General features: G+C 34.1%; 10 protein-coding genes. 8 read left to right on the forward strand and 2 right to left on the reverse strand.

What is annotated here, in order from left to right; translation table 11 throughout:
* Nucleotides 1–95 precede the first annotated feature (95 nt).
* The 8 genes from PLA12_03720 (at nt 96) to PLA12_03755 (ending at nt 11,887) form a co-directional block, all read left to right on the forward strand.
* Nucleotides 96–1,940, forward strand: coding sequence for a response regulator (locus PLA12_03720; GenBank protein ID HOQ31603.1), 1,845 nt, complete (start codon nt 96–98; stop codon nt 1,938–1,940).
* A 105-nt stretch (nt 1,941–2,045) separates the two neighbouring features.
* Nucleotides 2,046–4,760 carry a LysM peptidoglycan-binding domain-containing protein gene (locus PLA12_03725; protein HOQ31604.1) on the forward strand — a complete coding sequence of 905 codons (2,715 nt, stop codon included), beginning with the start codon at nt 2,046–2,048 and terminating at the stop codon, nt 4,758–4,760.
* 87 nt (nt 4,761–4,847) lie between these two features.
* The gene (locus PLA12_03730; GenBank protein ID HOQ31605.1) at nt 4,848–5,411 is read left to right on the forward strand and encodes a YbhB/YbcL family Raf kinase inhibitor-like protein; all 564 of its coding nucleotides are present in this window, start codon (nt 4,848–4,850) and stop codon (nt 5,409–5,411) included.
* An 83-nt stretch (nt 5,412–5,494) separates the two neighbouring features.
* Complete coding sequence (locus tag PLA12_03735; protein HOQ31606.1) at nt 5,495–8,623, forward strand: glycoside hydrolase family 38 C-terminal domain-containing protein; 3,129 nt, start codon at nt 5,495–5,497, stop codon at nt 8,621–8,623.
* A gap of 15 nt (nt 8,624–8,638) precedes the next feature.
* Nucleotides 8,639–9,094, forward strand: coding sequence for a phosphate-starvation-inducible PsiE family protein (locus PLA12_03740; GenBank protein HOQ31607.1), 456 nt, complete (start codon nt 8,639–8,641; stop codon nt 9,092–9,094).
* An 18-nt stretch (nt 9,095–9,112) separates the two neighbouring features.
* A complete protein-coding gene (locus PLA12_03745) occupies nt 9,113–10,090 on the forward strand; it encodes an ABC transporter ATP-binding protein (protein ID HOQ31608.1) in 978 nt (325 codons plus the stop codon).
* Nucleotides 10,091–10,095: 5 nt separating this feature from the next.
* Entirely contained in the window at nt 10,096–10,857 is a 762-nt protein-coding gene (locus PLA12_03750; protein HOQ31609.1) for an ABC transporter permease, read from the forward strand.
* The gene (locus PLA12_03755) at nt 10,850–11,887 is read left to right on the forward strand and encodes a hypothetical protein (protein ID HOQ31610.1); all 1,038 of its coding nucleotides are present in this window, start codon (nt 10,850–10,852) and stop codon (nt 11,885–11,887) included. Before PLA12_03750 ends, PLA12_03755 begins: the two co-directional genes overlap by 8 nt.
* Before the next feature lie 7 nt (nt 11,888–11,894).
* Here PLA12_03755 and PLA12_03760 read toward each other — a convergent pair whose 3' ends face one another.
* Both PLA12_03760 and PLA12_03765 read right to left on the reverse strand, forming a co-directional pair.
* The gene (locus PLA12_03760; GenBank protein HOQ31611.1) at nt 11,895–12,818 is read right to left on the reverse strand and encodes a sugar phosphate nucleotidyltransferase; all 924 of its coding nucleotides are present in this window, start codon (nt 12,816–12,818) and stop codon (nt 11,895–11,897) included.
* Between the two features lie 28 nt (nt 12,819–12,846).
* The coding region (locus PLA12_03765) for a GspE/PulE family protein (GenBank protein ID HOQ31612.1) at nt 12,847–13,975 on the reverse strand (1,129 nt) is incomplete at its 5' end.

A 13,975-nucleotide genomic window follows, 5' to 3' on the forward strand; every position in this document is an offset into this window, starting at 1 on the left:
TATTTTCAAATTTGGAATAGGCAAATGTAGTTAAAATCAATGAGATATTTATGTTTCTACATAAGTCAATCAAGTAGTAAACACAAGGTCTGATTATGGACGATTCTTCAAATTCCTTGATACGAAGAAAAATGAATTTGTTAATGGATTGTTGTGATAAGCCATTAGTTATTCTGGATATGGATGCAAATATATTTGAAACAAACAAATACTTCCCTAAAATAGTCAAAGAATATGAGGAAGAGTTAGTAAATAAATCCTTTTTTTTATTCTGTGATGAGAAAGCGAGAAAGGAAATAAAACGGATATTGAAACATAGAAGTCTTGTCGGACCTTTTATTTTTAAAGGGGGAATAAAAAGTGATGAGGAAACGATAATCCCAGCTAATTTTTCAGCCAATTTTATTTTTGATGAAGAACAACAAAAAAGAGAATTAGTGCTACTTATAGAACCCGAATTTTCTGCTCGTTTTTCTATGTCTGACATTTTGAAATATCTCGGTGAATACTTACTGCCTTATATTCCTTTAGTAAGTCAAATCATTGACTCCCAAAAGAAGGTATTATATTCTATAAACTGGGATGACCTTCCTGAACCTGTAAAACAAATTGATATGAACGAACGGTTTTGTTGTTATTTAATGAAAAAGAAGAAAAATCTGAGAGAGTGTATATGTGAAAAAGCACTAAAAGAAGGGAAAACCTTTGTAGAAGAAATAAATTTAGATACTCCATCAGGTACTGTTTGGTTGGTAATTGTTATTGCACCACTTTTCGATGAACAAAAAAAAGTAAAAGCCATTTTAAGTACTATTAACAATATAACAGAACAAAGACGAATGGAGAAGAATGTAGAAAAATATTTAATGCTTTCTCAACAGGATTCCATAGCCTCTCAATTATCAATAACATTGGCACGACATTTAAAAAATCCTTTAACTGTTATGTCTGGTGCTATAGAAATCCTTGCCAGTAGTATCCATGAACCTCTACTAAAAAGTGTTGTTGAAAAACTTCAGAAAAACTGTGAAAAGTGCCGTTCCATTATAAATCAAATTTATGAATATAAAGGAATTTCCAATGAAGGAGTTATAAAAGTTGAAGTAAATGCTTTGATTCGTTCTATCGTCCTTCCTGTTTATTCTGCAAAATGTCCAAAAAATGTAGCATTTCGTTTTCCAGGTCCTGCAGTATATATCTCTTGTATTCCACGGCAATTTGCTCAGTCTCTTATATCCATTATAAATAATGCTGTTAAATATGCAGAAAATGAAGTTATCGTTGATATGAGCGTGAAAGAAAACAATGTTGTTATTTCTATAATGGATGATGGCCCGGGTATTCCAGAGGAAATCAAAAGAAAAATATTTGAACCTTTTTTTACTACAGATGACAATTCGAAGACATTAGGTTTAGGGCTAACACTTGCAAAAGCAGTAATTGAATCAATTGGAGGAACAATTCAAGTTAAAGAAGGGGTTTTAGGAGGAGCAGAATTTGTTTTAACTATTCCTCTATATCAAGAAAATATGGATGAAAATTACACACAAGAAATTTTTCCACAACTCAAGAAATATCAATTACTTATTGTAGAAGATGATAAAGATTTGCACCAACTTATTATAATCTCTCTGAAAAAGTCGGGTATGGATATTACCAGTGCTTATTCTACAGATGAAGCAATTATAAAATTAAAACAGCAAAATTATGATTCAATTATCCTTGATATTCAACTTCCGGGTTCCATAACAGGTTATCAGTTATATAATTACATAATAGAAGAAAGAAAATATCCTCCTAATAAAGTGATATTGATAACTGCTGACAGCATGAACCTATCCACACAAAAATTCCTACAAAAAGTAAGAAGCCTTTGTCTGGAAAAGCCATTTCAATTTGAAGACCTTAAGAAAATTGTGGAAACAAGTCTAAATCTTTAACAAAAAAGCAACTACTAATTGTATTATCATTTTTTCTCACCCTATTAGTTGTGTTATAGTTATATACAAATAAAAATCAAATTTATAATTCAGGCTTATGAATTTATGAATAGAAAAAAATTATATTATTCGATTTCTTATTTGGGTTTGATTTGTGTCTCTGTAGTTATAAGTTTATTATCAGGATGTGCAAAAGAACATAGATTAAAACCTATCCATTTTAGACCTGTACCCCCTCCAGAAATCCCATCTCAAGAATTACCTCCTGTGGCAACAGCATCACCAGTTCAATCTATTCGAATAGCCAATGCCTATTTTGAAGAAGCCCAAAATGCACTTCAGAAAAATGATAAAAAGACTGCTCAGGAAAAATATTTAACTGCCCGTAGGACATTAATAAGTGTCGGAATCGTCCCCTGTATTTTTCGTGATTTAGAATCATGGGAAAGGGACATGCTTCCGGAATCAGAAAAGAAAATAAACCTTCAGTCTATGAATACATATAAGATAATAGAAGGACTGAAAGGTTCTCCACCTTATAGTTCTATTGATATTCCTTTTCCTGTCCCAGAAAGAGTTTTATATGAAATTGAAGACGCTCAAACGAGGTATCCAGACCGTTTTCAGGAAGGCTTGGACCGAAGTGGTTATTATGTCCCTTATATAAGGGAATCTCTAAAAAAGGCAGGCTTACCTCAGGAATTATGTTGGTTGGCGATGGTAGAAAGTATGTATAAACTAAAAGCATACTCTTCTGCAGGTGCTGCGGGTATGTGGCAATTTATTCGTTCAACAGGCGAACACTACAATATGAGAATTGACTCATATATAGATGAAAGATATAATTGGGTCATTGCAACATCTCATGCTATTGAATATTTAACCAATCTTCACAACTTTTTTAAAGGGGATTGGAATCTGGCTATAAGTGCTTATAATATGGGAGAAGGGGCATTAATGCGTAAAATTGAAGCCAATGGGAGAAATAGGAACTTTTGGACACTTATCGAAACACCTCCCGCCTCTTATGAAATTAGAGATGAAACAAAAAAATATCTCCCGCGGTTTCTTGCTTATATACTCATTTGTAACGACCCAGTTCCTTACGGTTTTTCACCTTCCCCTTATCAACCCATTAAATGGGATGAAGTTGAAGTTAGCGGGATGTATGCACTGGATGCATTAGATAGAGCCATGGGTTATACAGCGGGAACACTTTCTTCCTGGAACCCATTTTTAATTCGAGGAACCACTCCACCTACAGGATGTAAATTAATGATACCTGCAGGAGATGGCTCAAAATTATTGGCAATGCTAAATAATCCATCTATTAAGCAAGCCGAAGTAATCACATATAAAGTTAAGAAAGGTGAAACTGCTTATCATATTGCACAAAAATATGACATTTCCGTTAATGAATTGCTGAAAATCAATGATTTCAATAGCGTGAAATCTGTAAAGGCAGGAATGGAAATACAAGTTCCTCTCTCAAAGAAAGGGCGTTTTAGTTTTGCTAAAAGTGAAGATAAAGAAGCTAAAAAAGAACTTGAACAAGAAACCAAAGATTACCATCTTGTTCAAAAAGGGGAGACCTTATTTTCTATAGCGAAGAAATATAACATTGAAGTAGAAAATTTAGCAGTATGGAATAATATGAAAAGTGACCAGAGATTGAAAGTGGGGGATAGAATATCCATAAAGCCACTTCCCTCTCAAAATGTTGAGGTATCCCAATCTATTCCCCATGAAGAAGAGAAACAGCAAACAAGAGATATTTATCATGTAGTTAAAGCAGGAGATACTATTAATTCAATATCTAAAACATATTCTACGGAACCTGAAAAGATTATGCAGATGAACAATCTTTCAGCGAAATCAATATTGCATATAGGTCAAAGGCTGGTTGTCGGGAAAGAAACAATCAAGAAAACACAAGACACAAGACCAATAACAGTTTCTACGGATATTCCAAAAGATAATAAAAATACCGAAATAAACAATGAAAATAAAGTGCACGAAATTCAGAAAGGAGATACACTTGGGAAAATTGCTTCTCTTTATAAGATTGATATAGGTAAATTAAAACAATGGAATAAATTGGATGATAATTCCACGCTTAAAATAGGACAAAAAATATATTTATATGACCCTGAGATAAAAGAGAATACCCAACCCAAAGAGGAAAAATCTCAGGGAAATGTATACCTTGTAAAACAGGGGGATACTCTCTCTAAGATTGCAAGAGAAAACAATACAAGCATAAAAAATATTATGGAGTTAAATAACCTGAATGAAAATTCTAATTTACAAATTGGACAAAAAATTATCTTGTCTCGGGAGATAACGAATAATAAAAGCAATACCTCGCAAATATCAAAAGAAAAAACATCTGTAAAAGAAAATATTGTTCCCACAGATTTTGTCTTATATCGTGTGCAACCCGGAGATAATTTATGGTCAATAGCAAGGAAAAATAACATTTCTGTGAACGAATTAACTCAATGGAACAATTTAGATACCTCAAAACAATTGAAAATTGGTCAGGAAATAAAAATACGAGCGGTAGTAAAACAGGGCGAAAAAATAGATAACAAAGATAGAGTTCAAGTATCTGAAGTAACTGCTACAGCCAAGCCACAAGTTATACCACAGCAAGATAAAAAGCAATCTAAAATAGATACCTACACCGTCCAAAAAGGAGACTCTTTATATACAATTTCTAAAAAGTTAGGAATTTCTTTAAAGGAACTTAAAGAAATTAATAATTTTGATGAGAAGAAAGTCCTTCAGGTGGGAGAAGTAATTCGTATTAAAAAATAAAAAATTGTTGGATTAATAATTACAGGGTATATTTACTTTTATCCAACAACTGATTTATAATTTATTTAAAGAATAGGTTTTAATAATATGAAAAAACAATTTTTTCTTGTTTTTACTTTAATATCTTTATTGACTTTATATTTATGGAGTGAAGATACTAAAAACATAGGAATTGCGGATATGTCATCTTCTCGTTTAACTATTACCAGTTCAGCATTTAAGATGGGTTCTACTATTCCCAAAAAATATACGGGAGATGGTGTTGATGTTTCTCCACCGTTAAGTTGGGATGGTGTCCCAGAAGGAACGAAGTCATTGGCACTAATTTCAGACGACCCGGATGCCCCTGTAGGAACATGGGTTCATTGGGTTATTTTTAACATTCCTTCTTCGGAAAAGGGTCTCCCCGAGGGAGTTCCCAAACAAAATACACTCTCTAACGGTGCTAAACAGGGTATGAACGATTTCCGAAAGATTGGATATAACGGTCCTGCTCCTCCTCCAGGTAAGCCTCATAGGTATTATTTTAAATTATATGCTCTGGATATAGTATTGGATTTGTCTGCAGGTATAAAGAAGTCAGAATTGTTAAAAGCAATGGAAGGGCATATACTTTCCACATCCGAGTATATGGGGACTTACCAAAGGTAGTTTATCGAAAAAATAATGGTTATATACATTATCCAGAAAGTAGGATTTTTTTAAAATAATTAAAGTAAAGAAAGGGAAAAGAAATGCTTCCGTTAGAAGTAGAACACAAATTGGAACACCGTCTTGAAGTTATTAATAAATGGCGTTATGGAAAAATAGGTGATGTTGATTTAGAAATGGCGGTAACAAAGGAGCATTTTAGAACTCCTCCGGAACATCTTGAATATAACCCTGCCCCTATTGGTTCTAAATGGGGTAGTCATTGGGAAACTGTTTGGTTTCGTGGGCAAATAGAAATACCTAAACAATATAAAGGTTATCGGATATATTACAGGCATGATAGTGTCGCAGAAAAATTACTGTTTGTGAATGGCAAGCCTTATGCTGGAATGGATATAAAACATCCAGCAGTATTACTAAATCCTTATTCCAAAGGTGGGGAACAATATAATATTTATGTAGAGGCATATTGTGGACACCCATTTCCCGGCGTAGAAGGTTATGATATTAGAGTAAGGACTTTACATTCGGTGGGAGAGGCACCTGAAAGTGAGCCACCTCTTGAATTAGAATCAAGTGAATTATTGTATGAAAGAGTTCATATAACGCAGTTATATTTCGATGCTCTTGCTTTACTCCAAACATCTAAAATCCTGGATAAAAACTCTCTAAGACGAGCCAGGATATTAAAAGGGTTAAATGAAGCATTAGACTGTATTCCGATGCATTGGGTGACAGAGGAAGAGTTAGAAACTGCGGTAAAGATTGCTCAAAAAGTAATAAACTCTTTAATGAAATGTCATAATGGTACTACAACACCTTTTATAGGTATTGTTGGACACGCTCATATTGATATTGGATGGCTCTGGCCTGTTAAAGAGACAATTCGGAAAGCCGCTCGCACCTTTTCAAGTATGTTATTACTGATGGAGACCTATCCCGAATTCCGTTTCATACAGTCACAACCTGTTTTGTATCGGATGATAGAAGAAAATTATCCAGAACTTTTAGGAAAAATAGTAAAAAGGGTAAAAGAGGGACGATGGGAACCTAATGGCGGAATGTGGGTTGAAGCGGATTGCAATATTTCAGGGGGAGAGTCCCTGGTGCGACAATTTTTGGAAGGAATAAAAGCAGTAAAAAAATATTTTGGATATGTTCCAGATACATTATGGTTACCCGATGTTTTTGGTTATTCTTCTGCTTTACCTCAAATCTTAAATAAATGCAATATAAAGAACTTTGTTACGAGCAAAATAAACTGGAATGATACAAATCGCTTTCCCTACGATACTTTTTGGTGGCAGGGAATAGATGGCTCTCGTATTTTTACACATTTTTTAACAACCCGAACCAATGGCTACAATGCTTTTCCCAATCCTATTGTTATTAAAGAAACATGGAATTATGTTCAACACAAAGAAATCCAGAACGCCGTTTTATGTTCGATAGGATATGGTGATGGAGGAGGTGGGACTACTTTAGAAATGATTGAAATAGCCAGACGGTTGAAAGATTTGGAGGGATGTCCCAAAGTTGATTTTGTAAATGTTTCCGAATTTTTATCTAAACTTCGAGAAGATATTAAAGATGAAATTCCTTGTTGGGTAGGGGAACTCTATCTTGAACTTCATCGAGGCACATATACAACACAGGCAAAAACAAAGAAATACATGCGAAAATTAGAATTGCTACTGCGGAGTGTTGAGATTTGGGCTTCTTTGGCATTTATTTATGGGAACGAATATCCATCGCAAAAATTAGAAACTTTATGGAGAAAATTGTTGACAAATCAATTTCACGATATACTGCCCGGTAGTTCAATCCATGAAGTTTATCAAGATGCGGAGAAAGAGTTTGAGGAGATAGAAAAGGAATTAAAAGATATTCAAGAAAAAACTATAGAATTTTTAGGAACAAAAATTCATTCTGACCCGAATAATAACGGATATTTAATCTGTAATTCTTTGCCATGGGAAAGAAATGACACCGTTTTTATACCCAATAAGGAATATAGTGCTGCTATTGATGTGAATGGCAACAATCTGGAAACCCAACAAACTCAGCAAGGACTGTATGTTTCTGTATCATTACCACCGATGAGTATTATCCCCATTGCATTAAGAAAAATAGAAACTATCAATCCAAGTCCCTTTGTCAATATCAATGACACATTAGAAACACCTTTTTATAAAGTAAAGTTTGATAAATCTGGTAGAATTATTAGCCTATGGGACAAAGAAGCACATCGAGAGGTTGTAAAAGAAGGATATTCCTTAAATTCTCTTTATACAGCGGAAGATATTCCTGTTTGCTGGGATGCATGGGATATTAATTCGGATTACAGAGATAAAATACAATATGAAGAAAATCTCGTTTCATCAAAAGTAATTGAAGATGGGTCTATTATGCATGTAATTCGTAGGGAATATAAGATAGGGAAGAGGTCAAATCTTGTTCAGGATATTGTCTTCTATTCGAAAAATCGACGGATAGATTTCAAAACAGAAGTAGATTGGCATGAGAAGCATACATTATTAAAAACGGGGTTCTATTTTAATATTCTGGCGGAGGAATTTAAAAATGAAATACAGTTCGGTCATATAGTTCGACCTTTACACCAAAATACCTCATGGGATAGAGCAAAATTTGAAGTTTGTGCCCATAAATGGGTAGATGTTTCGGAAGCAGATTATGGTGTTGCTTTGATTAATGATTGTAAATATGGACACGATGCATATAAAGGCCGTATATCACTAACACTCCTTCGTTCTCCTATGGCTCCCGATATGGAAGCAGACCAGGGAAAACATATATTTACCTACGCTATTTTACCTCATAGGGGAGATTTTAATGTTAAATCTGTTGTCCGTTCCGCTTATGAATTAAATGTGCCTATAGATGTTTATGCTCACCATAAAAAAGAGGAAACAACACAAGAAAGCATATCTTTATGTTGGATTGATAATACCAATGTTATTATTGAGACTGTAAAGAAATGCGAATTAGATGAATCTATCATAATCCGTCTTTATGAAGCAGGAAAAACAAGAGGTTTTGTCAATCTTTCATTCCCATTCCGAATTAAGAAAGCCTACGAGTGTAATCTATTAGAAGAAAATACCGTTTCTTTAGATGTATCAAATAATAATGTTAAAATTTCAATTACTCCATTTGAAATCAAGACGATAAAAGTATATTATCGTAGTTAGAATGGATATATAAGAATGAAAGAGAATAATATTGACCAAAAGGTAATGGCATTTTCTCAGGAATGTATCCGCTGGGTAGTTCGGTTCCTGACTATTATAATGGTTTTTGTTATTGCCTATTCTGCTCTGGATATTGTTAGTGTTGTGTTGTCTAAAATATGGAATGTTCCTAAATTCTTCCTCACGGTAGACGACCTGGTGGATATTTTTGGTGCATTTTTAGGAGTTTTGATAGCCATTGAGATTTATGAAAATATAATAATTTATCTCCGCGAAGATGTAATTCATGTCCGAGTTGTTGTGGCTACTGCACTTATTGCTGTTAGCAGGAAAGTAATTATTATGGATTTTAATAAAGTAGAAGCCTTTAATGTTCTTGCATTAGGAGCATTAGTAATTGCAGTTGCTGTTGCATACTGGTTTGTTCGCTCAGAAAAGAAATCATCAAAAACAGAAGAAAAAGACTTATAGATAAAATAAAACAATTGTATGAACACAATTGCAATCCTAAAAACGGTTCATTTAACAAAAAAATACTCAGGATTTTCTTCAAAAGAATATTACGCTGTAAATGACCTTTCTTTTGAAATAAATAAAGGGGAGGTTTTTGGCTTTCTCGGGAGGAACGGTGCTGGTAAAACGACAACAATCAAGATGATTTGTGGATTATTAATACCTACTTCCGGAAAGGTATATATTAACGGTATAGAAACTATAGACCCCAATTCAAGAAAAAATCTTGGATACCTTCCTGAACAACCTTACTTTTATGAATATCTTACACCGAGGGAAACTATCGAGTTCTATTGTAGATTAAAAGGCATAGATTCAAAAGAAAGACAACAAGAATGGTTAAGACTTTCTGAACTTCTTGATTTAAAACCAATTGCAGATATCAGATTGAAAAATTTTTCCAAAGGGATGAGACAAAAAATAGGTTTTGCTATAGCATTAGTAGGAAATCCGGATTTTTTGATTTTAGATGAGCCTATGAGTGGATTAGACCCTGTGGGAAGGAAACATATCCGCGAACTTATTCAACAACAAAAAGAGATGGGAAAGACTATATTCTTTAGTTCCCATGTTTTAAGTGATGTAGAACAATTGTGTGATAGAGTAGGTGTATTATCAAAGGGTAAATTGGTTGCTATTGGGCATGTTCGAGAAGTTCTACAACAAGATATTCGACAGGTTGAAGTAATATTCAAAAATTTAGACACGGCTCTAATACCTCCATTGCAAAAAAAAGGTACATTAATCCGAACATGGGAAGACTATTTCCAATTCCGATTTGAAAATATTTCTATTGCCAATCAAGTAATAACCGAATGCCTACAAAAAGGTGCTGTTATTATAGAATGTAGCCCTCAAAGAGAAACATTAGAAGACTACTTTATAAGAATGCAAATCGTTGAAGATAGTCAAATAAGGAAAAATGATATTTACTATTCCCGAGTTGAGGAATAAAAAAAATGAGAATTTTAGCAGTAGCCCAAAATACTTTCCGCGAATCTGTTCGCGATAAAGTTTTGTATGTTTTGTTACTTTTTGCAGGGGTGGTTATTATTGGCTCAAAAGCAGTGGGATGGATAAGTATTGGACAGGATATAAAGATTATTAAAGACTTATCCTTAGCGGGAATGTCTGTTTTTGGGGCTTTAATTGCTATTTTTGTGGGAACAAATCTTGTTTATAAAGAAATTGACAAACGGACGATTTATACAATCATTGCCCAACCTTTACATCGTTATGAGTTTGTTATCGGGAAATATTTAGGTTTGTCCCTTTTAATTTTCGGGGTGGTTGTCTTGATGAGTATTATATCTGCGATATATATTGTTGTTTTAGGCGGAGATATTAATCATTGGTATTTTATCGCTTCGTTCCTTATCTTTATGAAATTATTATTAGTAACAGCCCTTGCTGTTCTCTTTTCTACTTTAAGTTCTCCTATTTTAGGAGCAATTATTGTATTTTGTTTTTATGTATTTGGGCATTCAACAGGAGTGTTAATTGACCTTCCACCGAATTTCGAAGGGACATGGAGTAAACCCGTTTTACAAGCACTATATTACATATTGCCTAATTTTTCTAATTTTGACATCCGTTCTGAAGTTGTTAATGGGGTTCCTGTGTCCTATGTGTATGTGATTTATATAATTATATATGCAATCTTATATTCGATGTTTTTTATTTATTTTGCGGTCTTAATGTTTCAGAGGAAAGATGTTTAAAACTTATTTCGTTAGAAATAAAGTATTCCATTTATTTCTTATTATTACATTGCTGGTATTAATTATTTGTGTCCAGTATCGAATCGCATCATTTTCAAAAGTTCAAAGTAAAGAGTTGTTATATTTGCCCAATGAAAAGTTATTAAGGTATTTTACCGCTGGATTAGATACAGTAATTGCGGATTTTTTATGGATACATTGTTTGTTATATGTAGGTGCTGAAATTCATGGGGATTTTTCTTTTGAGTGGTTAGAAAAAATGTTAAATGCGGTTGTTCAATTAGACCCTTATTTTAGAGAAGTATATCGTTTTGGTAGTGTCTTTTTATCCTCTTTACGAGCAGATTCAGATGCCGCCCTGAAATTACTCCATCGGGGAATTTACTATCGTCCAGAGACATGGGACTTACCTTATGAGGCAGGTATGATATATCTCCTGAATAGAGCCAATGAACCTAATTCAAAAAAACTTGCCGGAATGTATCTTGCTATGAGTTCCGCGACGGGGAAAGCCCCGCAATTTATAGTAGATTTGGCAGAAAAATTAAATTACGAGCATGATTTGATAGAAATTGAAAGGGACATGTGGTCAAACTTATTAAAGAGTGAGGATAAGTTATTACGCGATTTAGCCGAGAGAAAATTGCTAATGGTGGAGATTAAACAAATTTGTCGTGAGTTAACATCGCGAGTACAAAAATATAGAGAAACAAATAATAAATTGCCAGAGAAATTGGAAGAAATAGGATTATCTACGGATTCCATTCGCGACCCGTTAGGTGGAAGGTTTTTTATATCAAAATCAGGTAAGGTAGAGAATACAACAATTTTAGATGAACAATTGGAACGGAACAAACATTTATTGGAAAATGGAATAAAACTGTATTATGAAAGATTTGGGGCCTATCCTCCTAATCTTCAAGAATTATTAAATAAAAATGTTATGACTTTCCTCCCCCAACATCCCTACGAAGACCGCGAATGGGATTATAATCCCGAAACAGGAACTCTAAATGAGCATCAAAAATAATAGACTTTTATTCTAAAATACCTTCGGGGGATATTACGCAATTTTCAAGGTGTGTGTTTGCAGGAATAGAAGCATTATTTAAAACCACACATTTCTTTAATGTGCAGTTATCTCCAATAGTGACATTATCCCCAATTACAGTGTTATCCAGAGAACAGTTATGCCCTAATTTACAATTATCCCCAGTTATATATGTTTTTCCCTGCCTTGCTAATTCGTAAATACAACATGTAATAAGGTCTTTAATATAAGTTAGATTTACATCCCATTCAATAATCGAAAGTGCTTTTACAGGATAACCAAAATCAATAAGAATCTGAATAGAATCGGTCAGTTCATATTCATCTCTTAATGCCGTGCGAGGAGTTCGTCGAATACCTTCAAAAATCCGTTCATCAAATAAATAAATACCGCATCCTTTTAAGTTTGTTTGGGGATATTTGGGTTTTTCTATTACTTTCGTTACAAACCCGTCCTTAGAAGTATAAACACTGAAGTTTTTCTTTATGTTCTCAATATTGTTTTCTTCCTTTGTAGCTAATACACAGGCACATTGATTTTGTAACATGACTTCACTCATGAGGTTCAAATCAGGAGCATGGAAAAATATATCTCCTAAAAGTAGAAAAAAAGGTCCTTTGATATGAGGTTCTAATTGTCCTACCGCATGTGCCAATCCTAATCGTTTTTCTTGTTCTACATAACGAATATTAACACCCCAATTACTTCCATCTCCTAATGTTTGTATAATTCGATACCCTAAATGCCCAATGACTATAATAAAATCTGTAATACCGAGAGATTTCAGTGCTTCAATCTGGTAAACAATCAAAGGTTTATTTGCAATAGGGACAATCGGTTTGGGATTTTGTTCCCCGAAGGGACCCAGTCGTGCTCCATGTCCTGCGGCTAAGATTACTCCTTGATACATAATTTCTTCTCCAATAATTTATAGAAATTTAATAAACATGAGAACCTGAAGGCAAAACGCGAATAAGTTCTTCAAGGGTTGTAATCCCTTTTTGTGCTTTTTTTAATCCATCTTCAGACATCGTTTCCATTCCCAGAGAAATTGCAAGGTTATGCAATTGTGAAGCGGTAGGATGTTTTAATACCAATTCTTCTATTTCCGATGATACAGGTAGCAATTCACCTATACATGCCCTTCCTCTATAACCAATATACTGACACATAGAACAACCTTTGCTCTTAAAAAATACCTCTTCTTTATCGGATAAGTTAAAAAACGAATAGGTTGATACATGAGGTATATAAGTTTCTATACAATCCGGGCAATTAATACGGATAAGCCGTTGGGCTAAAGTGGCGATTACAGAAGAAGCCACTAAATAAGGTTCTATTCCCATATCCAGCAATCGAATAAAAACACCTGCTGCAGTTCCGCTATGGATAGTACTAATCACAAAATGTCCTGTAAGTCCTGCCTGAATTGCAATGTGGGCTGTTTCATAATCGCGAATTTCTCCAACCATAATTACTTCCGGGTCTTGCCGTAAAATAGAACGCAGAGCATTGGCAAATGTGAAGTCCACATGAGGATTGATTTGTATCTGTGAAATTTTATCCATAGAATACTCCACAGGGTCTTCTATGGTAACAATATTAGGCAAGGAACGGTTTGATTGTATCATTTCCTGAATAATGGCATAGATAGTCGTGGTCTTACCACTACTACTGGGTCCTGTGAGTAAGAGCGTTCCTTGATTTCTCTTAATTAATTCTTTAAGTTTTTCCTCAACATAAGGTTGAAAACCTAATACATCAAGATGAAATAAATCCTGGGATTCTCCTAAAATGCGGATAACAACCTTTTCCCCTTTGATAGTCGGAACAATAGATACCCTTAAAGGGCGTTGACAGGTAGTCTTATTTGAATCTATACGACCATCCTGAGGAACATCCTTTCGGTAAATAACAAGATTGGATAAAATTTTTATTCGTGCTATAATCCGAGACTGATATTCTCGGGGGATGAGTGCGACTTGATGAAGCATCCCATCTATTCGATACCGTAATGCTAAATGTTCAGACCAGGGCTCTAAATGTATATCACTTGCCATGTGATAA

The sequence above is a fragment of the Candidatus Hydrogenedens sp. genome, from assembly GCA_035378955.1.
Taxonomy (GTDB): domain Bacteria; phylum Hydrogenedentota; class Hydrogenedentia; order Hydrogenedentales; family Hydrogenedentaceae; genus Hydrogenedens.